At 67.8% G+C, this 22,680-nt stretch carries 20 protein-coding genes; 10 read left to right on the top strand and 10 right to left on the bottom strand.

Features of this window, described 5'->3' with window-relative positions; all coding sequences use genetic code 11:
- Positions 1 to 335 precede the first annotated feature (335 nt).
- From HWW87_RS12895 to HWW87_RS12880, 4 genes are read right to left on the bottom strand one after another with little or no spacing between them, the layout of a single operon-like run.
- Positions 336 to 1,055: a PqiC family protein gene (locus HWW87_RS12895; RefSeq protein ID WP_175820544.1), complete on the bottom strand. Its 720-nt coding sequence runs from the start codon at positions 1,053 to 1,055 to the stop codon at positions 336 to 338.
- Complete coding sequence (locus tag HWW87_RS12890) at positions 1,052 to 2,671, bottom strand: MlaD family protein (RefSeq protein ID WP_175820543.1); 1,620 nt, start codon at positions 2,669 to 2,671, stop codon at positions 1,052 to 1,054. Before HWW87_RS12890 ends, HWW87_RS12895 begins: the two co-directional genes overlap by 4 nt.
- Positions 2,664 to 3,299 (bottom strand): paraquat-inducible protein A, encoded by a 636-nt coding sequence (locus HWW87_RS12885; protein WP_175820542.1) that lies wholly within the window; start codon positions 3,297 to 3,299, stop codon positions 2,664 to 2,666. The genes HWW87_RS12890 and HWW87_RS12885 overlap by 8 nt, the downstream gene beginning before the upstream one ends.
- Positions 3,296 to 3,961 (bottom strand): paraquat-inducible protein A, encoded by a 666-nt coding sequence (locus HWW87_RS12880; protein ID WP_175820541.1) that lies wholly within the window; start codon positions 3,959 to 3,961, stop codon positions 3,296 to 3,298. Before HWW87_RS12880 ends, HWW87_RS12885 begins: the two co-directional genes overlap by 4 nt.
- Before the next feature lie 258 nt (positions 3,962 to 4,219).
- Here HWW87_RS12880 and HWW87_RS12875 point away from each other — a divergent pair, with 258 nt between their 5' ends.
- The 4 genes from HWW87_RS12875 to HWW87_RS12860 all read left to right on the top strand — a co-directional run bounded on the left by HWW87_RS12875 (position 4,220) and on the right by HWW87_RS12860 (position 7,466).
- Positions 4,220 to 4,780 carry a cytochrome b gene (locus tag HWW87_RS12875; RefSeq protein ID WP_175820540.1) on the top strand — a complete coding sequence of 187 codons (561 nt, stop codon included), beginning with the start codon at positions 4,220 to 4,222 and terminating at the stop codon, positions 4,778 to 4,780.
- 8 nt (positions 4,781 to 4,788) lie between these two features.
- Positions 4,789 to 5,349: a YceI family protein gene (locus HWW87_RS12870; protein WP_069616721.1), complete on the top strand. Its 561-nt coding sequence runs from the start codon at positions 4,789 to 4,791 to the stop codon at positions 5,347 to 5,349.
- A 65-nt stretch (positions 5,350 to 5,414) separates the two neighbouring features.
- Entirely contained in the window at positions 5,415 to 5,996 is a 582-nt protein-coding gene (locus tag HWW87_RS12865) for a YceI family protein (RefSeq protein WP_006476873.1), read from the top strand.
- A 192-nt stretch (positions 5,997 to 6,188) separates the two neighbouring features.
- The gene (locus HWW87_RS12860; RefSeq protein ID WP_175820539.1) at positions 6,189 to 7,466 is read left to right on the top strand and encodes an MFS transporter; all 1,278 of its coding nucleotides are present in this window, start codon (positions 6,189 to 6,191) and stop codon (positions 7,464 to 7,466) included.
- Positions 7,467 to 7,484: 18 nt separating this feature from the next.
- Here the strand turns inward: HWW87_RS12860 and HWW87_RS12855 are convergent, their stop codons facing one another.
- From HWW87_RS12855 to queA, 6 genes are all read right to left on the bottom strand, one after another.
- A complete protein-coding gene (locus HWW87_RS12855; protein WP_175820538.1) occupies positions 7,485 to 9,029 on the bottom strand; it encodes a S41 family peptidase in 1,545 nt (514 codons plus the stop codon).
- Positions 9,030 to 9,245: 216 nt separating this feature from the next.
- The gene (gene secF, locus HWW87_RS12850) at positions 9,246 to 10,196 is read right to left on the bottom strand and encodes a protein translocase subunit SecF (protein ID WP_175820537.1); all 951 of its coding nucleotides are present in this window, start codon (positions 10,194 to 10,196) and stop codon (positions 9,246 to 9,248) included.
- Between the two features lie 18 nt (positions 10,197 to 10,214).
- On the bottom strand, positions 10,215 to 12,236 hold the full coding sequence (gene secD, locus HWW87_RS12845) for a protein translocase subunit SecD (RefSeq protein ID WP_175820536.1): 2,022 nt from the start codon (positions 12,234 to 12,236) through the stop codon (positions 10,215 to 10,217).
- A gap of 106 nt (positions 12,237 to 12,342) precedes the next feature.
- Positions 12,343 to 12,666, bottom strand: coding sequence for a preprotein translocase subunit YajC (yajC, locus tag HWW87_RS12840; RefSeq protein WP_006476868.1), 324 nt, complete (start codon positions 12,664 to 12,666; stop codon positions 12,343 to 12,345).
- A gap of 257 nt (positions 12,667 to 12,923) precedes the next feature.
- A complete protein-coding gene (gene tgt / locus HWW87_RS12835; RefSeq protein WP_175820535.1) occupies positions 12,924 to 14,111 on the bottom strand; it encodes a tRNA guanosine(34) transglycosylase Tgt in 1,188 nt (395 codons plus the stop codon).
- 177 nt (positions 14,112 to 14,288) lie between these two features.
- On the bottom strand, positions 14,289 to 15,356 hold the full coding sequence (queA, locus tag HWW87_RS12830; RefSeq protein ID WP_175820534.1) for a tRNA preQ1(34) S-adenosylmethionine ribosyltransferase-isomerase QueA: 1,068 nt from the start codon (positions 15,354 to 15,356) through the stop codon (positions 14,289 to 14,291).
- Between the two features lie 167 nt (positions 15,357 to 15,523).
- Here queA and recG point away from each other — a divergent pair, with 167 nt between their 5' ends.
- From recG to dpsA, 6 genes are all read left to right on the top strand, one after another.
- Positions 15,524 to 17,845, top strand: coding sequence for an ATP-dependent DNA helicase RecG (gene recG / locus HWW87_RS12825; protein ID WP_175820533.1), 2,322 nt, complete (start codon positions 15,524 to 15,526; stop codon positions 17,843 to 17,845).
- 126 nt (positions 17,846 to 17,971) lie between these two features.
- Positions 17,972 to 18,931: a LysR substrate-binding domain-containing protein gene (locus tag HWW87_RS12820; protein ID WP_175820532.1), complete on the top strand. Its 960-nt coding sequence runs from the start codon at positions 17,972 to 17,974 to the stop codon at positions 18,929 to 18,931.
- 393 nt (positions 18,932 to 19,324) lie between these two features.
- The gene (locus tag HWW87_RS37415) at positions 19,325 to 19,453 is read left to right on the top strand and encodes a hypothetical protein (protein ID WP_279608012.1); all 129 of its coding nucleotides are present in this window, start codon (positions 19,325 to 19,327) and stop codon (positions 19,451 to 19,453) included.
- A 100-nt stretch (positions 19,454 to 19,553) separates the two neighbouring features.
- On the top strand, positions 19,554 to 21,740 hold the full coding sequence (gene katG / locus HWW87_RS12815; RefSeq protein ID WP_175820531.1) for a catalase/peroxidase HPI: 2,187 nt from the start codon (positions 19,554 to 19,556) through the stop codon (positions 21,738 to 21,740).
- A 110-nt stretch (positions 21,741 to 21,850) separates the two neighbouring features.
- Positions 21,851 to 22,021 carry a hypothetical protein gene (locus tag HWW87_RS12810; protein ID WP_175820530.1) on the top strand — a complete coding sequence of 57 codons (171 nt, stop codon included), beginning with the start codon at positions 21,851 to 21,853 and terminating at the stop codon, positions 22,019 to 22,021.
- 131 nt (positions 22,022 to 22,152) lie between these two features.
- The gene (dpsA, locus tag HWW87_RS12805; RefSeq protein ID WP_174388771.1) at positions 22,153 to 22,641 is read left to right on the top strand and encodes a non-specific DNA-binding protein DpsA; all 489 of its coding nucleotides are present in this window, start codon (positions 22,153 to 22,155) and stop codon (positions 22,639 to 22,641) included.
- Positions 22,642 to 22,680 lie beyond the last annotated feature (39 nt).

Here is a 22,680-nt window from a genome sequence, read left to right as displayed (position 1 = left end):
ACGCGGTTCGCGTGCGGGCGCCGGGAGGCACGGCGGTCGGGCCGAACGCGGCCCGGCGCCGCTGGCTGTGCGCACGACGAACGGCGCGAGCCTGAAAGTGCGTAGGATCGTCAATCGGGCCGGAAAACGCAAGCCGACCGCGTTAGGTGGCGCGGGTTCCGGCGGCTTTGACAAAGAATGTCAACGGCCGTTCGGCCGATGAGGGCGGCGCGCGAGGCGGCTGTGGCGGCGTTCAGCCGGCGACGGGCGGCGCGCGCTGCGGGACGCGCCGCGCCATTCGACACCGCGCGGGCGAACGCCGTGTCGAACGTTCGCCCGCGCGCCGTCCGGTTCGCTTATGCGCCGGACTTGCCCGTCGCGCCGGCATCGCCGCCGGCCGTCGGGTTGGCCGGGCACGGCACGACCGGCGCGGCCGCCGTCTTGCTGCCGGCAGCGGCCGTGGCCGCTGCGCCGCGGTGTTCGGCCAACGCGCGCACGCCGGCCGCGGCCTGCGTGGCAATCACGTCGAGCGCGCGCCGGTGGCCGGCGACGAGCGCGTCGTAGCCGTCGGCGACCGGTTCAGCGACGCTCGTGCGGCAGGTCATCACGGCCTGCGTGCCGAGCGAGCGTACGCTCCACACGGCGTCGACCGCGGCTCGCTTGCCGAGCCACGACTCGAAGCGCTGCACGTTCACGCTGATGCGGTACACGGGCACGCCGGCCGGATAGGCGGAATTCGCGACGTCGATCGTGCCGAGCTGCGCGGCGAGATCGTCCGACAGCGCGCGGCGGATCTCGTCGGCGGGCGGCGACGCCCAGCGTTCCTGCTCGAGCACGTCGACCTGCGCGGCGTTCTTCTGCACGACCAGCTGGTTCTTCGCGACCTGCTCGGGTACGCCGACCGACGGCACCTCGATCAGGAACGCCGGGTTGGCCGGCGCGGTGCGCAGCGGAGCTGCGGCGTCGGCCGGGCTGAGCGTGTAGAACCGCGCGGGCGGCGAGCTGCACGCGGCGAGCGCGAGTGCGGCGAAGACTGCCGCCGCGCCGCTCGCGAAACCGTTCACGCGTGTCGTCATTGTTTATCTCCTGGCTTGCCCTTGAGCAGCGATTCGGGGTGGCGCTCCAGATAGTCGGCGAGCGCGTTCAGCGATTGCAGCGTGCGCGTGAGTTCCTTCAGCGCGCCGCGCACGTCGGACTGCAGCGGCGCATCCTGCTGCAGCGTCGCCTCGGCGGTCGAGAAGGTCTGCTTTGCGGCCGACAGCGTGTCGCGCGCTTCCGGCGCGACCTGCGTGTCGAGCTGCTTGAACAGCTTGTCGGCATTCGACAGCGCGCTGTTCAGGTTCGCGCCGATCTGGTCGAACGGCACCTTGTCGAGCTTCTTCGCGATGTCGGCGACCTGCAATTGCAGCTCGTCGAGCGTATTCGGCACGGTCGGCAGTTCGAGCGGCTGGCGAGCCGTGTCGATCTTCACGGCCGGCGCCTTCGGGAAGAAGTCGAGCGCGACGTACAGCTGGCTCGTCAGCAGGTTGCCGGTGCGCAGCTGGCCGCGCAGCCCGTGCTGGACGAGCCGCTCGACGATCTCGCGGCGCGCCGGTTCGCCCTTGCTCTCGATCGTCTCGCGGAAGCGGCGGCCGAGGCGTTCCGGATACACGTTCATCGTCACCGGCATCAGGAAGTTCTTCGTCTTCGGATCGAAGTCGATGCCGATGTTCGTCACTTCGCCGAGCACGATGCCGCGGAAGTCGACCGGCGCGCCGACGGCGAGCCCGCGCAGCGACTGGTTGAAGTTCATCACGACCTGCAGCGGCTGGCCGTCCGGGTCGCGCATCGCGTCGCCCTCGTCGGAGCCGAGACGGAACGTCGTGTTGTTCGGCGCGGTCGTGCCGCTGCCCTGGTTCGGCGGCGTCTGGAATGCGATGCCGCCGAGGATCACCGTCGCGAGCGACTGCGTGTTCAGCTTCAGGCCGCTCGAATCGAGCCGCAGATCGACGCCGCTCGCCTGCCACCAGCGCGTGTTCAGCCCGACGTACTGGTCGTACGGCGCATTGACGAACACGTTGAACGTGACGCCCGTGCCGTCCTTGTCGAGCGAGAAGCCGACCACCTGGCCGACCTGGACACGGCGGTAGTAGACCGGCGAGCCGATGTCGACCGAGCCGAGCGAATCGCCGCGCAGCACGTATTGCGTGCCTTTCTGGTCGCCCGTGACGGCGGGCGGCGTCTCGAGGCCGGTGAAGTCGGTCAGCGTGTCCTGCCCGTGACCGGCGTCGACGCCGATGTACGCGCCGGACAGCAGCGTGCCGAGCCCCGACACGCCGGTCGCGCCGACGCGCGGCCGCACGATCCAGAAGCGCGAGCCCTGGACCGCGAAGTCTTCGGCTTCCTTCTTGAGCTGCACCTGGACCAGCACGCGCGACAGGTCCTTCGACAGCTTGATCGTCTTGACCATGCCGATCTCGACGTCCTTGTACTTGACCTGGGTCTTGCCCGGCTCGAGCCCTTCGGCGCTGTGGAAGCTGAGCGTGATTTCCGGGCCGCGCTCGCGCACGGACTTGATCACGAGGCCGATGCCGATCAGCGCGGCGATCAGCGGCACGAGCCAGACGAGCGACGGCAGCCAGCCGCTTTTCGTCGAGATCGTCGGATCGGGCGGCCGGGGCGCGTCGTGCTGCGGGCCTTGTGGACTATTCATGGTGATTCCCTGAGGTTTCGACTGGATCCCAGATCAGGCGGGGATCGAACTGCATCGACGCGAGCATCGTCAGGACCACGACCGAGCCGAACGCAAGTGCGCCGGGGCCGGCCGTGATGACGGCGAGCGAACGGAAATGGACGAGCGCGACGGTCAGCGTCACGACGAAGATGTCGAGCATCGACCAGCGGCCGATGCGCTCGACGATCCGATAGAGGCGCGTGCGCTGCAGCGGCCGCCAGGCGGCGCGGCGCTGCGCGCTGGTGACGAGGATCGTCAGCACGCCGAGCTTGAGCATCGGCACGAGGATACTGGCGACGAACACGACGACGGCGAGTGGCCAGTCGCCGGACGTCCAGAAATAGATGACGCCGCTCATGATCGTGTCTTGCTGCGACCCGACGATCGACGACGTGCGCATGATCGGCAGCAGGTTCGCCGGAATGTAGAGGATCGCGGCCGCGAGCAGCAGCGCCCACGTGCGCATGATGCTGTTCGGCGTGCGCACGTGAAGCGCGCTGCCGCAGCGCGCGCAATGCGCGTGCGGCTGGTCGATCGTCTGCACGAGCCCGCACGCGTGGCAGCTGGCGTAGCCCTCGCGGGCGGCGGTCGGCGCGGGCCTCGTCATCGGCGGGGCGCGTCCGGCAGCGGCGCGGCAGGGTCGGGCTGCGCCGGCGCGCGGCCGGCGCGCAGGTCGTCGGCGATGTCCCACACCGTGCGCGGGTCGAACATCAGCACGACGGCGGTCATCAGCGTGAGCGCGCCGAACGCGAACAGCGCCGCGTCGGGCACGACGCGCGCGAGGCTCACCATCTTCACGATCGTGACCACGATGCCGAGCATGAACACCTCGATCATCCCCCACGGCCGCACGAGCTGGATCGTGCGCAGCACGAGGTTGAGGCCGGGCGGCACGATGCCGCGCCGGATCGGCAGCAGGACGTAAAGCAGCGCGGCCATCTCGACGAGCGGGAACAGCACGGTCGAGCAGAACACCATCACGCCGACGACCGCCATGTCCTGATGCCACAGCGCGTCGATCGCGCCGATCAGCGTCGTCTGCACGCGCGTGCCGTTCAGGTCCATTTCGAGGATCGGGAACGTCTGCGCGATGATGAACGTGACGAGCGCCGCGACCGCGAGCGCGGTGATGCGCTCGATCTGCGTGGTGCTGTTGCGATAGAGCAGCGCGTCGCAGCGCGGACAGCGCGCGATCTGGCGGCCGCTCAGGCGCGGTTTATGCAACAGTGCGTCGCACTCGTGGCAGGCAATCAGGTCGTATCGTTGCATGGAAAAGGCGGTGTTGCGACGGCCGGGGAACGCGTCGACGGGGCCGGAACCCGCGCCAATCTTACCAAAAGGGCTTTTTCGATGCGTCAAGGATCGTGAGTTGCGTGACCGATCGGTAACATGACGGGACGCCGTCAGCCGGCTGGCGCGCCTGTCCTCAGAGTCCGCGCGCGTCAAAAGGTTGCGGTAGCATGGCGCCCTTGACATGCGTCGGACGAATTTACCGGCGCAGCCGTTCGCTGAACTGAGGAACCCAAGATGGCATCGAAATCGCCGCCGGCCGCGCCGGCACGCTACGCGCACACCGCGATCGCACTGCACTGGCTGATCGCGCTGCTGATCGTCTGTGGCTTCGCGCTCGGCTGGGTGATGACCGACATCCCCGGCTTCACGCCGACCAAGCTGAAGTACTTCTCGTGGCACAAGTGGATCGGCGTGACGGTGTTCGCGCTGGCCGTCGTGCGCGTGCTGTGGCGTGCGACCCACGTGCCGCCGCCGCTGCCGGGCGGCACGCCGGCGTGGCAGCGCGCGGCGTCGCACGGTGTGCACATGCTGCTGTACGTTCTGATGATCGTGATCCCGGTGACGGGCTACCTGTACAGCTCGGCGTCGAACATCCCGGTCGTCTATCTCGGCATCGTGCCGCTGCCGCGCCTGATCGACCCCGATCCGGCGCTCAAGGAAACCTTCAAGACGCTGCACGTGTCTTTGAATTACATTCTGCTTGCGCTCGTCGCGATGCACGTGCTCGCGGCGCTCAAGCACCAGTTGTTGGACCGCGATGGCCTCCTGTCGCGCATGCTTCCCTTTGCCAAATGAAGGATCCCATGAAAGTGTCTTTCTCCCGCTCCATGCTGACCGCGCTCGCCGCGGCGGCGCTTGTCGCGTCGGGCGCGGCGCATGCCGACGTCGATCTCGCGAAGAGCAAGGTGTCCGCCGTGTCGAAGCAGATGAACGTGCCGACCGAAGGCGCGTTCAAGAAGTTTTCCGCGCAGGTGAAGTTCGACCCGGCGAAAGCCGCGCAGGGCAGCGCGCAAATGACGATCGACGTCGCGAGCTTCGACCTCGGCGACAAGATGTACAACGACCAGGTCGCCGGCAAGGACTGGTTCGACGCGAAGACCTATCCGCAGGCGACCTTCGTGTCGTCGGCGATCGCGCCGGCCGGCGGCAACAAGTACAACGTGACCGGCAAGCTGACGATCAAGGGCAAGGCCGAGACCGTCACGGTGCCCGTCACGGTCGCGCAAAACGGCGCGACGCAGACGTTCGACGGCGTGCTGCCGATCAAGCGTTCGGCCTTCAACGTCGGCACCGGCGAGTGGAAGGACACGTCGATCGTCGCGGACGAAGTGCAGATCAAGTTCCATCTCGTCGCCACGAAGTAAGCGGCGGGTTGTCGCTTCACCCGATTGCCGCGCGAGGGCGCGGCGCTGTTCCAAGGAGAAAGAGTTTGAAAAAGCATCTGATCATCGCCGCCGGCGCGCTGGCCGCGTCGCTGTCGTTCTCGGCCTTCGCCGAAAGCGCGACCTACCAGTTCGACCCGAGCCACACGTACCCGAGCTTCGAGGCCGACCACTTCGGCGGCCTGTCGGTCTGGCGCGGCAAGTTCGACAAGTCGAGCGGCACCGTGACGCTCGATCGTGCGGCGAAGACCGGCACGGTCGACGTGACGACCGACATCGCGTCGATCCACACGGGCAGCGCGAAGCTCGACGAGCACCTGCAGACGGCCGAGTTCTTCGATGCGGCGAAGTTCCCGCAGGCGAACTACAAGGGCACGATCAAGTTCGACGGCGACAAGCCGGTGTCGGTGGTCGGCAACCTGACGCTGCATGGCGTCACGAAGCCGCTCACGCTGAAGATCGATTCGTTCAAGTGCATGCCGCACCCGATGCTCAAGCGTGAAGTGTGCGGCGTCGACGCGGTCGGCGAATTCAGCCGCGACGATTTCGGCCTCGACTACGGCAAGCAGTACGGCTTCAAGATGAAGACGAAGCTGCTGATCACGGCCGAAGCGGTCAAGCAGCAGTAAGACTCCCCCGCGCGGCCGGCATCGCGCCGGCCCCCGCGAGCAAACCGCCGCGCTCCCGTTACCGGGGCGCGGCGGTTTTTTTTGCGCGCCTATAATCGCCCGAGCGCGGCATGCGGCCATGCGGCGCCGGGCAGGCCGACCGCGCGACGGCGGCCGCCTCGAACAGAACGTACAACGACAAGGAGATCGCCGATGCATGCCGTCACGCAGTCCAGCTCCATTGCCTCGTCGCCGCGCGTGTGGCGCGCGGTGGTCGCCGCGTCGATCGGCAACGCGCTCGAGTGGTTCGATCTCGTCGTCTACGGCTTTTTCGCGGTGACGATCTCGAAGCTGTTCTTCCCGGCCGGCAACGACACCGTGTCGCTGCTGCTCACGCTCGGCACGTTCGGCGTGTCGTTCTTCATGCGGCCGCTCGGCGCGATCGTGCTCGGCGCGTATGCCGACCGCGCGGGCCGCAAGGCCGCGCTCACGCTGTCGATCCTGCTGATGATGGCCGGCACGCTGATCATCGCGGTGCTGCCGACGTACCAGACGATCGGCGTCGCCGCGCCGGTGATCCTCGTCGCCGCGCGGCTGATGCAGGGCTTCTCGGCCGGCGGCGAGTTCGGCAGCGCGACCGCGTTCCTCGCCGAGCACGTGCCGGGCCGGCGCGGTTTCTTCGCGAGCTGGCAGGTCGCGAGCCAGGGGCTCACGACGCTGCTCGCCGCGGGCTTCGGCACCGTGCTGAACGCGCAGCTGTCGGCCGCGCAGATGGCGTCGTGGGGCTGGCGCGTGCCGTTCTTCTTCGGGCTGCTGATCGGGCCGGTCGCGTACTATATCCGCACCAAGGTCGACGAGACGCCCGAATTCCTCGCGGCCGAAGGCACCGCGAACCCGCTGCGCGATACGTTCGCGTCGCACAAGGCGCGCCTCGTCGCGGCCATGGGCGTGGTCGTGCTCGGCACCGTCGCCACCTATCTCGTGCTGTTCATGCCGACCTACGGCGTGAAGCAGCTCGGTCTCGCGCCGTCCGCCGCATTTGCGGCGATTCTCGTGGTCGGCGTGATCCAGATGGCGTTCGCGCCGCTCGTCGGCCACTGGTCGGATCGTTACGGCCGCGTGCGCGTGATGATCGCGCCGGCCGTCGGCATCCTCGTGCTGATCTATCCGGCGTTCGCGTATCTCGTCGCGCATCCGGGCTTCGGCACGCTGATCGCGCTGCAGGTGCTGCTCGCGTTCCTGATGACCGGCTACTTCGCGGCGCTGCCGGGGCTGTTGTCCGAGGTGTTCCCGGTGCAGACGCGCACGACCGGGATGTCGCTCGCGTATAACGTCGCGGTGACGATCTTCGGCGGCTTCGGGCCGTTCATCATCGCGTGGCTGATCCGCGCGACCGGGATGAAGACCGCGCCGAGCTTCTACCTGATGTTCGCGGCCGTGCTGAGCCTCGCGGCGCTGGTCGTGCTGCGGCGGCGGTTCGGGTTTCGCTGAAAAGGGGCGGGCGGCGCGTCAGTCGCCGCCGCGCTTGCACACCGGCTGCGCCGGCATCAGTTGCGGCGGCGCGGCGACGGTCCGGACCGGGCGCCCCGCGAGCGCGGCGAGCGCCTGCCGAAGCTGCCAGTCGGCGGCCGTGCCGAATGCGCGCTGCGGCAGCGCCGCGCTCCTCGCCGTATCGATCTTCGCGCGCACGCGCTGCTCGCGCAGCTTCTGCCGCGCCTTGCGCACCTGCGCGAACGGGTCGGGCGCCTGCCGGTCCGCATACGGCGCGCGGGCGAGATCGACTTCCCGGTACCACAGCAGCACGCCGTCGACGTCCGAATCGCGGCGCGGCGGCACGAGCCAGTCCGGCACGACGCCGTAGCCGTCCATCGGGCAGCCGTTCGGCCGCAGGTTGCGCGCGAACGTGAAATTCAGGCGTGTGCCGTCGATCAGGTCGACGCCCGTCTGCGCGAGCCCTTTCCCGTAGGTCGGCATGCCGAGCAGTGTCGCGCGGCCGAGATCCTTCAGCGCCGCCGCGGTCGCTTCGGCGGCCGACGCGCTTTGTCCGTCGACGAGCACGACGAGCGGCACGGTGCGCCACCAGTCGTCGGCCTGCAGCGGCGCGAGCGGATCCTGCCCGTGCATGACGGGCAGTTCGTAGTCGGGCCAGTTGGTCGTGTAGCGGCGGCGGTGCGTGTCGCCGCGATCGACCGTCACCATCGCGGTGCGGTCGCGTCCCGCGAACAGCGCGGTGATGCCGATCGCCGCATTGAGCGCGCCGCCGCCGTTGATGCGCAGGTCGAGGATCATCTGTTTCACCGGCGGGCCCGCACGACGCGCGGCCTGCACCGCGTCGATATAGTCGCCGACCGCCGGCTCCGGAAAGCTCGACAGCCGCGTGTACAGGATGTCGCCGTCGAGCCGCTTCGCGGTCGCCGGATGCGGTTTGACGATCGCGCGCACGGGCGCGAAGCTCAGCACCGCATGCTTCGGGCCGCGCTGTACCGTGAGCTTCAGCGGCACGCCCGCGTCGCCCTTCGCGAGTTTCATCAGCTCGCCGCCGTCGATGCCGACGACGCTCCTGTCGTTCATCGCGACGACGAGATCGTCGGGCCGCACGCCGGCCTTTTCGGCCGGCGCGTCGGGAATCACGTCGATGATGTGCAGCCCGTCGGGCCGCGTCTCGAACACGATCCCGATGCCCGGCGTGCCGTCACGCGCGCGCTGCTCGTCGTTACGCCGTTCCTGCTCTTCCTTCGCGTTGAAGAAGCGCGCGTACGGCAGCGTCTTGATTCCGTCGTGGGTCGCGGCGTCGAGCAGCGCGCCGATGTCGACGTCGGTCAGGTGCTGTTTCTTCAGCACTTCGACGGCCGCTTTCAGTTCGCAGAGCTGCGGCTCCCAGTCGGGCGGGCAGGGCGACGGCGGTTGGGCGGCGGCAGGCGAAGCGACGGCGGGTGAAGCGGCTGGCAGCGAAGCGGCGAGTGGCGCGGATGCCGGTTGCGCACCGACGAGCGGCGCATACGGGAACGCGGCCGCGGCGGCTGCGCAGACGGCGAGGCGACGAACGACACGCATGGGAGGCATCATCGGGACCGCACGTTCGGACGGGTGGCGAGGGGCTTGCCCGGCCGGCGCGCGGCCGGCATGCGACGGAGCAGGGCGGTGACGATTGTAGCCGACCCCCGCGACGGCGCCGGTCGAGCCGTTTGCGTGCCGCACGACGGCGGCCCGCGCATAAAAAAACCGGCCCAAACGGGCCGGCTTTGCTTCGACGCCGAAACGGCGTGGCGCTTAAACCTGCGCGCCGGCGTTCGGATCGTCCGGATCGTGCGCGGTCTTCTTGTCCTTGATCAGGTCTTCGCGCTTGATGCCGAGCCACATCGCGAGCGAGCCCGCGACGAACACCGACGAGTAGATGCCGAACATGATGCCGACCGTCAGCGCGAGCGCGAAGTAGTGCAGCGTCGGGCCGCCGAAGAAGAACATCGACAGCACCATCATTTCCGTCGACGTGTGCGTGATGATCGTGCGCGACATCGTGGTCGTGATCGCGTGGTTGATCACTTCCTGCACGCTCATCTTGCGTTCGCGGCGGAACGTCTCGCGGATCCGGTCGAAGATGACGACCGACTCGTTGACCGAGTAGCCGAGCACCGCGAGGATCGCCGCGAGCACCGCCAGCGAGAACTCCCACTGGAAGAACGCGAAGAAGCCGAGAATGATCACGACGTCGTGCAGGTTCGCGAAGATGCCGGCGACCGCGTACTTCCATTCGAAGCGGATCGACAGGTAGATCACGATGCCGATCACGACGCACGCAAGCGCGAGCAGGCCGTCGGTCGCGAGCTCGCGGCCCACCTGCGGGCCGACGAACTCGACGCGCTGCAGCGTGACGTCCGGGCTTTGCGCCTTCAGCGCGCCCATCACCTGGTCGCTCTGCTGCGCGGACGTGAGGCCTTCCTTCAGCTGCAGGCGGATCAGCACGTTGCGCGACGTGCCGAAATTCTGCACCTGCGCGTCGGCGTAGCCGAGCTTGCCGAGCGTCGCGCGCACGGGCTCGAGCTGCGCGGCCTGCTGGTACTGCACCTCGATCACCGTACCGCCGGTGAATTCGACGGACAGGTGCAGCCCGCGGTGGAGCAGGAAGAACACGGCGGCGAGGAACGTGACCAGCGAGATCACGTTGAACACCAGCGCGTGCCGCATGAACGGAATGTCTTTACGGATGCGGAAAAATTCCATGGCTTCGTCTCCGGGGCCTTATTGGGTCGAGCCCGGTTTCTTCGGCGACACGCCTTGCTGCGCGCGGTTGCGCAGCTGCGGCTTGCCGGCGCGCGGCGCGTTGCCCTTCGCCGGGGCGGCGAGCTTCGCGGCGCGCGCGGTGTCGGTCGATTCGTCCGCGTCGGTGAACGATGCGGCGGCAGCGGCGCCTTCCGGCTTCCACACCTGGCCGATCGCGAGCGATTTCAGCTTCTTGCGGCCGCCGTACCAGAGGTTGACGATCCCGCGCGAGAAGAACACCGCGGAGAACATCGACGTCAGGATGCCGAGGCAGTGCACGATCGCGAACGCGCGAACCGGGCCCGAGCCGAACGCAAGCAGCGCGAGGCCGGCGATCAGCGTCGTGACGTTCGAGTCGAGAATCGTCGCCCACGCATGCGCGTAGCCGGCCTGGATCGCGAGCTGCGGCGGCTGGCCGGCGCGCAGTTCTTCACGCACGCGCTCGTTGATCAGCACGTTCGAGTCGATCGCCATGCCGAGCGCGAGCGCGATTGCCGCGATACCCGGCAGCGTCAGCGTCGCCTGCATCAGCGACAGCACGGCGACGAGCAGCAGCAGGTTCACCGACAGGCCGATCACCGAGATCACGCCGAACAGCATGTAGTACGCGATCATGAACACGGCGATCGCGCAGAAACCCCAGATCACCGAGTGGACGCCCATCTTGATGTTGTCCGCGCCGAGGCTCGGGCCGATCGTGCGTTCCTCGATGATGTCCATCGGAGCGGCGAGCGAACCGGCGCGCAGCAGCAGCGCGAGGTCGGCCGCGGCCTGCGGCGTCGGCTGGCCCGTGATCTGGAAGCGGTCGCCGAGCTCGGACTGGATCGTCGCGACCGTCAGCACTTCGCCCTTGCCCTTCTCGAACAGCACCATCGCCATCGGCTTGCCGATGTTCTCGCGCGACACCGTGCGCACCGAGCGGCCGCCCGCCGAGTCGAGGCGGATGTTGACCGACGGACGCTGGTGTTCGTCGAAGCCGGCCGACGCATCGATGATGCGGTCGCCGGTGAAGATCACGTCCTTCTTCAGCAGCACGGGCGCCTGGTTGCCCTGCGTGAACAGCTCCTCGCCCGGCGGCACCGGGTCGTTCGGGTTCGGGTGCGTGTTGATCGGGTCGGCGAGGCGCGCCTCGAGCGTCGCGGTGCGGCCGATGATGTCCTTCGCCTTCGCGGTGTCCTGCACGCCCGGCAGTTCGACGACGATGCGGTCGCTGCCTTGCTGCTGCAGGATCGGCTCGGACACGCCGAGTTCGTTCACGCGGTTGTGGAGCGTCGTCAGGTTCTGCTTGAGCGCGGCGTCCTCGACGGACTTCTGCACGGCCGGCGTGAAGGTGCCGACGACTTGCGTGCCGCCGCCGCCGGGCTGGGTCGCCCATTGCAATTCGGTGACCGACGCGGCGAGCACCTTGCGGGCGTCTTCCGCCGTCTGCGCATCGCTGAAGTTGACGACCACGGACTGGTCGACGCGGCTCACGCCGCCGTCGCGGATGTTCTTGTCGCGCAGCAGCGTGCGCGCGTCGGACGCGTCGGAGTCGAGCTTCTTCGTGAGCGCGCCCGTCATGTCGACCTGGAGCAGGAAGTGCACACCGCCGCGCAGGTCGAGGCCGAGATACATCGGCAGCGCGTGCAGCGCGGTCAGCCAGCGCGGCGACGCGCTTTGCAGGTTCAGTGCGACGACGTACTGCGGATCGTTCGGATCGGTGTTCAGCGACTTCTGCAGCAGGTCCTTGACGCGCAACTGCGTATCGGTGTCCTTCAGGCGCACGCGGATGTTCGCGCTGGTCGCCGTGTTCTCGAAGGTGACGTCGTCCGGCGTGATCTGCGCGGACGCGAGCGCGGATTCGACCTGGGTCAGCGTGGTCGAGTCGAGCTTGACCGTGGCCTTGCCGCTCGACACCTGCACCGCCGGCGCTTCGCCGAAGAAGTTGGGCAATGTGTACAGAAGGCCGATGGCGAGCGCCACGACCATCACGACATATTTCCAGAGTGGATAACGATTCATGAGGGGGCCGAACGGGTGGTTGGCGTGAAAGCGTCGCGTCCGGCGCCGCGGCGGCCCGCTCTCTCAGGCGGGCACGGCGCGGGGAGCCGGACGCTCGGTATAAGCCTTACAGCGACTTGATCGTGCCCTTCGGCAGAATGGTCGTGACGGCAGCCTTCTGCACGGTGATTTCGGTGCCTTCGGCGATTTCGACGCCGATGTAGCCTTCGGTGACCTTCGTCACCTTGCCGACGAGGCCGCCGCTCGTGACGACTTCGTCGCCCTTCGCCATGGCCGCGAGCATGTTGCGGTGTTCCTTCTGGCGCTTCATCTGCGGACGGATCATGATGAAGTACAGCACCGCGAACATCAGGATGAGCGGCAGGAAGCTCATCAGGCTCGATTCGGCGCCACCGGCACCTTGCGCGAAGGCATTGGAAATGAACGGCACGTTGGTCTCTCCGTAGGGGAAGATCGAAAAATAAGCCGGTTATTCTACCACCGGCCCCATGCGCAAACGGCGCGGCAAATGCGCTTTCGGATCAAGCTGTTAAAGCGCGAACCGATACCGTTGCGGCTTGTTTGGAAAGGCAATTGTAATGTTTGATGGCCCGATCCGGCGGTTGGATCGGTTTTTTTGGTGCGTGTCCCATCGGATATCGATTTCTTTTAGGTCGTGTCCTATGGGGCGGGCCGCCCGCCGGCCCGTCAGTCGACCCCTCTGGCGCGATCCTCCGCGAAGCGCTGCCGGAACGCGTCGAACGTATGCGTTTCGATCGCGTCGCGGATCTCGCTCATCAGCTGCAGGTAGTAGTGCAGGTTGTGGATCGTGTTGAGCTGTGCGCCGAGGATTTCGCCGACCCGGTGCAGGTGATGCAGGTAGCCGCGCGAGAAGTTCTGGCACGTGTAGCAGGTGCAGGTCGCATCGAGCGGCTTCAGCGAATTCTTGTGCGTCGCGTTGCGGATCTTCACGTCGCCGAAGCGCGTGAACAGCCAGCCGTTGCGCGCGTTGCGGGTCGGCATCACGCAGTCGAACATGTCGATGCCGTTCGCGACGCCCTCGACCAGGTCCTCCGGCGTGCCGACGCCCATCAGGTAGTGCGGCTTGTCGGCCGGCAGCTTCGGGCCCACGTGCCGCAGCACGCGCATCATGTCTTCCTTCGGCTCGCCCACCGACAGCCCGCCGATCGCGAGGCCGTGGAAACCGAGTTCCGCGAGGCCCGCGAGCGATTCGTCGCGCAGGTCCTCGAACATCCCGCCCTGGACGATCCCGAACAGCGCGTTCGGGTTGCCGAGCCGGTCGAATTCGTCGAGCGAGCGCTTCGCCCAGCGCAGCGACATGCGCATCGAGTCGGCCGCTTCCTGGTGCGTCGTCGGCACGCCGTTGGTCGCGTACGGCGTGCACTCGTCGAACTGCATCACGACGTCGGAGTTCAGCACCTTCTGGATCTGCATCGACACTTCCGGCGACAGGAACAGCTTGTCGCCGTTGATCGGCGACGCGAACGTGACGCCGTCCTCGGTGATCTTGCGCAGGTCGCCGAGCGAGAACACCTGGAAGCCGCCCGAGTCGGTCAGGATCGGCTTGTTCCAGCCCATGAAGCCGTGCAGGCCGCCGTGCGCGTCGATCGTGTCGAGGCCCGGGCGCAGCCACAGGTGGAACGTGTTGCCGAGGATGATCTGGGCCTTGATCTCGTGCAGCTCGCGCGGCTGGATCGCCTTCACGGTGCCGTACGTGCCGACCGGCATGAAGATCGGCGTTTCGACCACACCGTGGTTGAGCTTCACGCGGCCGCGGCGTGCATGGCCGTCGGTCGTCAGCAGTTCGAATTCGAGCCCGTTGGCGGGGCGGTCCTGCACGGGAGCGTGCGTATCGTGGGATGAACCTTCGGTCATCGTGTTGTTCTCCTCGCTACCGGAAAACAGTCCGGCGCATGTTGGAAACGCCGCCGGAAGCCCGGCGGCGGGGAAAAGCGGGTGCGCACGAGCGTAGCGCGCACACGGAAAAACGGGGCGCTTCGGTGCAACGGCGGCCGCGCGGTGCTGGCGCGCGGGCCGTCGCACCTGCCGCGCTTACGCGCGCGGCGCCTCCGGCGTGTCGCGCCGCGTGAGCAGCATCGCGTCGCCGTAGCTGAAGAAGCGGTAGCGTTCGTCGATCGCGTGCCGGTAAGCGGCGCGAATCGTCTCGACGCCCGCGAACGCGGACACGAGCATCAGCAGCGTCGATTTCGGCAGGTGGAAGTTCGTGACGAGCCGGTCGACCACGCGGAAACGGTAGCCGGGCGTGATGAAGATGTCGGTCTCGGCCTGCGCCGCCGCGAGCGGGCGGCCCGCTTCATCGGCGGCGCGCGCCGCGGCTTCGAGCGCGCGCATCGACGTCGTGCCGACCGCGATCACGTTGCCGCCGCGCGCGCGGGTCGCGGCGATCTTGTCGACGAGCGACTGCGGCAGGTCGTACCACTCGCTGTGCATCTTGTGCTCGGCGATGTTGTCGACGCGCACCGGCTGGAACGTGCCGGCGCCGACGTGCAGCGTCAGCGTCGCGCGCTCGACGCCCATCGCATCGAGCCTGTCGAGCAGCGGCTGGTCGAAGTGCAGCCCGGCCGTCGGCGCCGCGACCGCGCCCGGATTGCTCGCGTAGACGGTCTGGTAGCGCGTTTCGTCGGTCGAATCGGGATCGTGCTCGATATACGGCGGCAGCGGCAGGCGGCCGTACTGCTCGATCAGGTCGAGGCACGGCGCGGGAAAGTGCAGCGTGAAGAACGGCTCGACGCGTTCGCCGACCGTCACGTCGAACGCGTCGGCCAGGCGCAGCGTCGTGCCGGCGCCCGGCGACTTGCTCGCGCGGATCTGCGCGAGCGCCGTGTGCGTGCCCGTCACGCGCTCGATCAGCACCTCGATCTTGCCGCCGCTGGCCTTCTGGCCGAAGAAACGCGCCTTCAGCACCTTGGTATCGTTGAACACGAGCAGGTCGCCGGGCGCGATGCACGACGGCAGCTCGGCGAAACGGCGGTCGACGAGGCGCGCGGGCGCGACGCTGCCGTCGACCTCGAGCAGGCGGCTCGCGGTGCGATCGGGCAGCGCGGTTTGTGCAATCAGCTCGGGCGGCAGATTGAAATCGAAATCGGAAAGCGTGAACATGCGGGCTGGTTCGAAGCGGCCGGCGGGCGTCGCCGGCAGGGCGGAAACGCGTAATCGGGGCGCGCGAGCCGCTATGATGACGGGATGCGCGGCCTGGCCGGCGTCGTTCGTTCGGACGACGTGAAAGCCGCTATTGTACTTGCCTTGCGAAGCACCCAGACGATCCGATGCCTGTGTCACCACGCCGTTCCCCCGCTGCCGTTGCCGATTCCGCCGATCCGTTCGACGCGGACGATGCCGCCTCGTCCGCGCCGTCCGCATCGGGCTCCGGCGCGCGCCGCGCCGGCCCGAAGCGCGGCGCCGACGGGCGGCTCGCGCAGCCCGCGGCCGCCGCGCCCAACGTCGAACCGGGCGCGGGCGGCGACGAAGCGGACGCGCCCGGCGCATCCGGCGCGAAACGCAAGAAGAAGCCGGCCGCCGACAAGCCGGTGAAAACCGCCGACAAGCTCGCGAAGCTCGGCCTCACGCGCTCGATCGATCTCGTGCTGCATCTGCCGATGCGCTATGAGGACGAAACCACGCTCACGCCGATCGGCGAGTTGCTGCCCGGCGGCATCGCGCAGACCGAAGGCGTCGTGTTCGACAACGAGGTCGCGTACCGGCCGCGCCGCCAGCTCGTCGTGAAGATCCAGGACGACGACGGCGAGCAGCTCGTGCTGCGCTTCCTGAATTTCTACGGCTCGCAGGTCAAGCAGATGGCCGTCGGCCAGCGGCTGCGCGTGCGCGGCGACGTGCGCGGCGGCTTCTTCGGGATGGAGATGGTGCATCCGGCCGTGCGCGTCGTCGAAGCGGATGCGCCGCTGCCGCAGGTGCTCACGCCCGTCTATCCGAGCACGGCCGGCGTGTCGCAGGCGTATCTGCGCAAGGCGATCGAGAATGCGGTCGAGCGCACGCCGCTGCCCGAACTGCTGCCGCCCGAGATCCAGCGCGATTACCTGAAGCCGCTCGACGTGCCGACGCTCGAGCAGGCGGTGCGCATCCTGCACCACCCGCGCGTCGATTCCGACGAAGCCGCGCTGATGGACGGCTCGCACCCGGCGTGGACGCGCATCAAGTTCGAGGAGCTGCTCGCGCAGCAGCTGTCGCTCAAGCGTGCGCACGAGGAGCGCCGCACGCGCGCCGCGCCCGCGATGCCGCGCCGCACCGCGAGCGACACCGATGCGCTGACGACGCGTTTCTATGCGGCGCTGCCGTTCGCGTTGACCGGCGCGCAGGCGCGCGTCGTCGACGAGATCGCGCACGACCTCACGCTCGCGCACCCGATGCAGCGGCTGCTGCAGGGCGACGTCGGCAGCGGCAAGACGGTCGTTGCGGCGCTGGCCGCCACGCAGGCGATCGACGCCGGCTACCAGGCCGCGCTGATGGCCCCGACCGAAATCCTCGCGGAACAGCACGCGCGCAAGCTGCGCGCATGGCTCGAGCCGCTCGGCGTCACGGTCGCGTGGCTCGCGGGCAGCCTGAAGGCGAAGGAGAAACGCGCGGCGATCGAGGCGGCCGCGCTCGGCACCGCGCAGCTCGTGATCGGCACGCACGCGATCATCCAGGACACGGTCGAATTCGCGCGGCTCGGCCTCGTGATCGTCGACGAGCAGCACCGCTTCGGCGTCGAGCAGCGTCTCGCGCTGCGCGCGAAGGCCGCGAATGCCGCCAACGGCGCGCGCGACTTTCAGCCGCACCAGCTGATGATGTCGGCCACGCCGATCCCGCGCACGCTCGCGATGACGTACTACGCGGATCTCGAGGTGTCGACGATCGACGAGCTGCCGCCCGGCCGCACGCCCGTGCTGACGCGCCTCGTCGGCGACGCGCGGCGCGAGGAGGTGATCGCCCGCGTGCGCGAGGCCGCGCTGACCGGGCGCCAGGTGTACTGGGTGTGCCCGCTGATCGAGGAGAGCGAGACGCTGCAGCTGCAGACGGCCGTCGAAACCTACGAGACGCTGGCCGCGGCGCTGCCCGAACTGAAGGTCGGCCTCGTGCACGGCCGGCTGTCGCCGGCCGACAAGGCGGCCGTGATGGAAGCGTTCACGCGCAACGAAGTGCAGCTGCTGGTCGCGACGACGGTGATCGAGGTCGGCGTCGACGTGCCGAACGCATCGCTGATGGTGATCGAGCACGCGGAACGTTTCGGCCTGGCGCAGCTGCACCAGTTGCGCGGCCGGGTCGGGCGCGGCACCGCGGCGTCGGTGTGCGTGCTGCTGTACACCGGGCCGCTGTCGATCACCGGCCGCGAGCGGCTGAAGACGATGCGCGAGACGACCGACGGTTTCGAGATCGCGCGGCGCGACCTCGAAATCCGCGGCCCCGGCGAATTCCTCGGCGCGCGCCAGTCGGGCGCGGCGATGCTGCGCTTTGCGAACCTCGAAACCGACGGCTGGCTGATCGATCCGGCCCGCGAGGCCGCGGCGCGGCTGATTGCCGCGTATCCCGAGGTCGTCACGCAGCACCTCGCGCGCTGGCTCGGCGCGCGCGAGCAGTACCTGAAGGCCTGATCGACCGGCTTGGGGCCGGATCGAAAGCCGCTAATCGACGCATCGCGATGCAGAGAAACTTGGCGAACCGGTGCCAGAGGGTGTATAAATTAAACCTATCGCCTGTATATCTCTGATTGACCCACAATGACCCTGACTGAATTGAAGTACATCGTCGCGGTCGCGCGCGAGCGGCATTTCGGCCGCGCGGCCGAAGCGTGCTTCGTGAGCCAGCCGACGCTGTCGGTGGCGATCAAGAAGCTCGAAGACGAGCTCAACGTGCAGATTTTCGAGCGCGGCGCGAGCGAAGTGAGCGTGACGCCGATCGGCGACCAGATCGTCACCCAGGCGCAGCGCGTGCTGGAGCAGACCTTCGCGATCAAGGAGATCGCGAAGCAGGGCAAGGACCCGCTCGTCGGCCCGTTCCGCCTCGGCGTGATCTACACGATCGGGCCGTACCTGCTGCCGACGCTCGTCAAGCAGATGATCCAGCGTGTCCCGCAGATGCCGCTGATGCTGCAGGAGAACTACACGCTGAAGCTGCTCGAACTGCTGAAGCAGGGCGAGATCGACGCCGCGATCATGGCGCTGCCGTTCCCCGAAACCGGCCTGATGGTGCGGCCGCTGTACGACGAGCCGTTCGTCGTCGCGCTGCCGGCCGGCCATCCGTGGGAGAAGCGCGACGAAATCGACGCCGAGGACCTGAAGCAGGAAACCATGCTGCTGCTCGGCAACGGGCACTGCTTCCGCGATCACGTGCTCGGCGTGTGTCCGGAACTGATGCGCTTCTCGCAGACGGCCGACGGCATCCAGAAGACCTTCGAGGGCTCGTCGCTCGAGACGATTCGCCACATGGTCGCGAGCGGCGTCGGCATCACCGTGCTGCCGCGGATGTCGGTCGCCGAGGTCGGCCCGCGCGCGAACGGCCCCGATGCCGAGCTGTTGTCGTACGTGCCGTTCAACGAACCGGTGCCCGACCGCCGCGTGGTGCTCGTGTGGCGCAAGAGCTTCACGCGGATGCCCGCGATCGACGCAATCAGCGACGCGATTGCCGCGTGCGCGCTGCCGGGCGTCGCGAAGCTCGACATGCCGGCCACGATGAACTGACGCGCCCGCGCATGCGGGTGTGGCAGCGTGATGAACGGGGTCGTGCGACCCCGTTTATTTTTCCCTATCGCATAGATGAAATTTATCAAATTCAAATAATTGATAGATGTAGATAGAATCCTCTACATGGATCGGCGTCGAGCCGGTGTGCGGGATGCACATTGAATGCAAGCGTCAAGGGAGGATGTCATGATGCGATCGGTATTGCAGCACGCGCAGCGGAACATCCCGTCGCGCGACACGGTCGTACATCGCGCCAGGGCGGCGGTTCGCGGCCTGCGTCCGATTGCGTTCGCGTACCTGGCGGACCGTGTGTATGGCGGATGAGTGCCGCCGCACGCCGGTCCTGTGTTCCCCCGATTCACCCGCCGTCGAGCCATGAGGGAGCATTGCATGTCCGATACCCGAAAAACCGCCCGCCTCGCCGGCACGACGACTGCCGGCAGCCGCTTCCCCGAGCGCGCCGCCTGCGGCGCGTGGCAACGGGAACGCGTGCCGAGGGCCGCGCACGACGTCCCGTAGTACGACAGGAGGACCCGCCTGTTCCGTTTCTTACCCCCCGCAATGCTCCACGAACCGCGCCCGGCACGTGGGGGCCTACGAGCAAGTCAAGGAGAAAAGCATGTCGAACGAAACGAAGTGTCCGTTCAACCACACCGCAGGCAGCGGCACGACGAACAAGGACTGGTGGCCGAATCAGCTGAACCTCAACGTCCTGCATCGGCATTCGGCGCTGTCCGATCCGATGGACAAGGATTTCGACTACGCCGACGCGTTCAAGCAGCTGGATCTCGACGCGGTGAAGCAGGACCTGCACGCGCTGATGACGACGTCGCAGGACTGGTGGCCGGCCGACTTCGGCCACTACGGCGGCCTGTTCATCCGCATGGCATGGCATAGCGCCGGCACGTACCGAACGGCCGACGGCCGCGGCGGCGCGGGCGGCGGGCAGCAGCGCTTCGCGCCGCTCAACAGCTGGCCGGACAACGTGAGCCTCGACAAGGCGCGCCGCCTGCTGTGGCCGATCAAGCAGAAATACGGCCGCAACATCTCGTGGGCCGACCTGCTGATCCTGACCGGCAACGTCGCGCTCGAATCGATGGGCTTCAAGACCTTCGGCTATGCCGGCGGCCGCGTCGACACGTGGGAACCGGACGACGTCTACTGGGGCTCGGAAAAGATCTGGCTGGAACTGAGCGGCGGCCCGAACAGCCGCTACACGGGCAAGCGCGAGCTCGAAAGCCCGCTCGCCGCGGTGCAGATGGGCCTGATCTACGTGAACCCGGAAGGCCCGGACGGCAACCCCGACCCGGTCGCCGCCGCGCACGACATCCGCGAGACGTTCGCGCGGATGGCGATGAACGACGAGGAAACGGTTGCGCTGATCGCGGGCGGCCACACGTTCGGCAAGACGCACGGCGCCGGCCCGGCCTCGAACGTCGGTCCCGAGCCGGAAGCCGCGGGCCTCGAGCAGCAGGGCCTCGGCTGGAAGAGCACGTTCGGCACGGGCAAGGGCAAGGACACGATCACGAGCGGCCTCGAAGTCACGTGGACGTCGACGCCGACGAAGTGGAGCAACGACTTCTTCAAGCACCTGTTCAGCTACGAATGGGAGCTCACGAAGAGCCCGGCCGGCGCGCACCAGTGGGTCGCGAAGGATGCCGGCGAGGTGATTCCCGATGCGTACGACGCGTCGAAGAAGCATCGTCCGACGATGCTGACGACCGACCTGTCGCTGCGTTTCGACCCGGCCTACGAAAAGATCTCGCGCCGCTTCTACGAGAACCCGGCCGAATTCGCCGACGCGTTCGCACGCGCCTGGTTCAAGCTCACGCACCGCGACATGGGTCCGCGTGCCCGCTATCTCGGCCCGGACGTGCCGGCGGAACACCTGCTGTGGCAGGACCCGATCCCGGCCGTCGATCACCCGCTGATCGACGACGCCGACGTCGCCGCGCTGAAGGCGAAGGTGCTGGCGACGGGCCTGTCGGTGTCGCAACTCGTGTCGACCGCCTGGGCGTCGGCGGCGACGTTCCGCGGCTCGGACAAGCGCGGCGGCGCGAACGGTGCGCGCATCCGCCTCGCGCCGCAGAAGGACTGGGAAGTGAACCGCCCGGCCGAACTCGCGACGGTGCTCGAAACGCTCGAAGGCGTGCAGAAGGCGTTCAACGACGCGCAGACGGGCGGCAAGAAGGTGTCGCTGGCCGACCTGATCGTGCTGGCCGGTGCGGCCGGCGTCGAGCAGGCGGCGAAGAACGCGGGCGTGGCGATCACGGTGCCGTTCGCACCGGGCCGGATGGATGCGTCGCAGGAAGAAACCGACGTCGAAGCAATGGCCGTGCTCGAGCCGCTCGCCGACGGTTTCCGCAACTACCTGAAGAGCGCGTACAAGACGCCGGCCGAGGCGCTGCTGGTCGACAAGGCCCAGCTGCTGACGCTGAGCGCACCGGAAATGACGGTGCTCGTCGGCGGCCTGCGCGTGCTCGGTGCGAATGCCGGCGATGCGAAGCATGGCGTGTTCACCGATCGTCCGGAAACGCTGACGAACGACTTCTTCGTGAACCTGCTCGACATGGGCACGGAATGGAAGCCGGTGTCGGCCGCGAACGACGTGTTCGAAGGGCGCGATCGCGCGACGGGCGCAGTCAAGTGGACGGGCACGCGCGTCGACCTGATCTTCGGCTCGCATGCGCAACTGCGTGCGCTGGCCGAGGTGTACGGCAGCGCGGATGCGAAGGAGAAGTTCGCGCGCGATTTCGTCGCGGCCTGGAACAAGGTGATGAACCTCGACCGCTTCGACCTCGCATGAACCCGGCCGCATCCTGACGCGGTGATGCAGTCACGCAGTAACGTGAAGCGGCCGGTCCAACGACCGGCCGTTTCTTCTCTGAACGATGTCTTGTCAAAGGAGTGACGACCATGACGCAAATGATGCTCAACATGCGTGCCGTCGCATCGCCCATTCTGCGATCGCCGGTCGAGCTGGCGCGCTACGTCGTCGGCTTCGCGATCGTCGTCGGCGGGGCGGCGGAGCTGGTCTCGCAGGCGCTGCACGCGCTCGCGCCGGTCGTGTCGATCGCCGGCGGTTGAGGGCGGTCGAGGGCGACGATGAATTCGCGACGCTAGACTGGCGAGTCGCGAACGGATGCCGCGACGCGGCATGCGGATTGCTCGACGCATTTTCGCCGGTTCAACATTTTTTCGAATGAGGAGTCCCGAAGATGGCCAAGAAAGGCAACGCCACGCAGATCAATATCGGTATCAGCGACAAGGACCGCAAGAACATCGCGGACGGCCTGTCGCGCCTGCTTGCCGATACGTTTTCGCTGTACCTGAAGACCCACAATTTCCACTGGAACGTGACCGGGCCGATGTTCAACACGCTGCACCTGATGTTCGAGGAGCAGTACAACGAGCTGTGGCTCGCGGTCGATTCCGTCGCCGAGCGGATTCGCACGCTGGGCGTCGTCGCGCCCGGCACGTTCGGCGAATTCGCGAAACTGTCGTCGGTGCCGGAAGCGAAGGGCGTGCCGGCCGCCGAGGAGATGATCCGCCAGCTCGTCGAAGGGCACGAGACGGTCGTGCGCACCGCGCGCGACATCTTCCCGATCGCCGACGCGGCGAGCGACGAGCCGACCGCCGACCTGCTCACACAGCGCCTGCAGACGCATGAAAAGACCGCATGGATGCTGCGGTCGCTGCTCGCGTAAGGCCGGCGCGGCCGGGGACGGCAGGCCGGCCCGAACTGC

Source organism: Burkholderia sp. BCC0419 (assembly GCF_902830285.1).
Lineage (GTDB): Bacteria > Pseudomonadota > Gammaproteobacteria > Burkholderiales > Burkholderiaceae > Burkholderia.
This window is presented reverse-complemented; position numbering and strand designations above follow the sequence as displayed.

Coding starts and splice junctions, on each gene's coding strand:
- HWW87_RS12895 (WP_175820544.1), bottom strand. CDS start 1,055: ATGACGACACGCGTGAACGGTTTCGCGAGCGGCGCGGCGGCAGTCTTC.
- HWW87_RS12890 (WP_175820543.1), bottom strand. CDS start 2,671: ATGAATAGTCCACAAGGCCCGCAGCACGACGCGCCCCGGCCGCCCGAT.
- HWW87_RS12885 (WP_175820542.1), bottom strand. CDS start 3,299: ATGACGAGGCCCGCGCCGACCGCCGCCCGCGAGGGCTACGCCAGCTGC.
- HWW87_RS12880 (WP_175820541.1), bottom strand. CDS start 3,961: ATGCAACGATACGACCTGATTGCCTGCCACGAGTGCGACGCACTGTTG.
- HWW87_RS12875 (WP_175820540.1), top strand. CDS start 4,220: ATGGCATCGAAATCGCCGCCGGCCGCGCCGGCACGCTACGCGCACACC.
- HWW87_RS12870 (WP_069616721.1), top strand. CDS start 4,789: ATGAAAGTGTCTTTCTCCCGCTCCATGCTGACCGCGCTCGCCGCGGCG.
- HWW87_RS12860 (WP_175820539.1), top strand. CDS start 6,189: ATGCATGCCGTCACGCAGTCCAGCTCCATTGCCTCGTCGCCGCGCGTG.
- HWW87_RS12855 (WP_175820538.1), bottom strand. CDS start 9,029: ATGCGTGTCGTTCGTCGCCTCGCCGTCTGCGCAGCCGCCGCGGCCGCG.
- secF (WP_175820537.1), bottom strand. CDS start 10,196: ATGGAATTTTTCCGCATCCGTAAAGACATTCCGTTCATGCGGCACGCG.
- secD (WP_175820536.1), bottom strand. CDS start 12,236: ATGAATCGTTATCCACTCTGGAAATATGTCGTGATGGTCGTGGCGCTC.
- tgt (WP_175820535.1), bottom strand. CDS start 14,111: ATGACCGAAGGTTCATCCCACGATACGCACGCTCCCGTGCAGGACCGC.
- queA (WP_175820534.1), bottom strand. CDS start 15,356: ATGTTCACGCTTTCCGATTTCGATTTCAATCTGCCGCCCGAGCTGATT.
- recG (WP_175820533.1), top strand. CDS start 15,524: ATGCCTGTGTCACCACGCCGTTCCCCCGCTGCCGTTGCCGATTCCGCC.
- HWW87_RS12820 (WP_175820532.1), top strand. CDS start 17,972: ATGACCCTGACTGAATTGAAGTACATCGTCGCGGTCGCGCGCGAGCGG.
- HWW87_RS37415 (WP_279608012.1), top strand. CDS start 19,325: ATGTCCGATACCCGAAAAACCGCCCGCCTCGCCGGCACGACGACTGCC.
- katG (WP_175820531.1), top strand. CDS start 19,554: ATGTCGAACGAAACGAAGTGTCCGTTCAACCACACCGCAGGCAGCGGC.
- HWW87_RS12810 (WP_175820530.1), top strand. CDS start 21,851: ATGACGCAAATGATGCTCAACATGCGTGCCGTCGCATCGCCCATTCTG.
- dpsA (WP_174388771.1), top strand. CDS start 22,153: ATGGCCAAGAAAGGCAACGCCACGCAGATCAATATCGGTATCAGCGAC.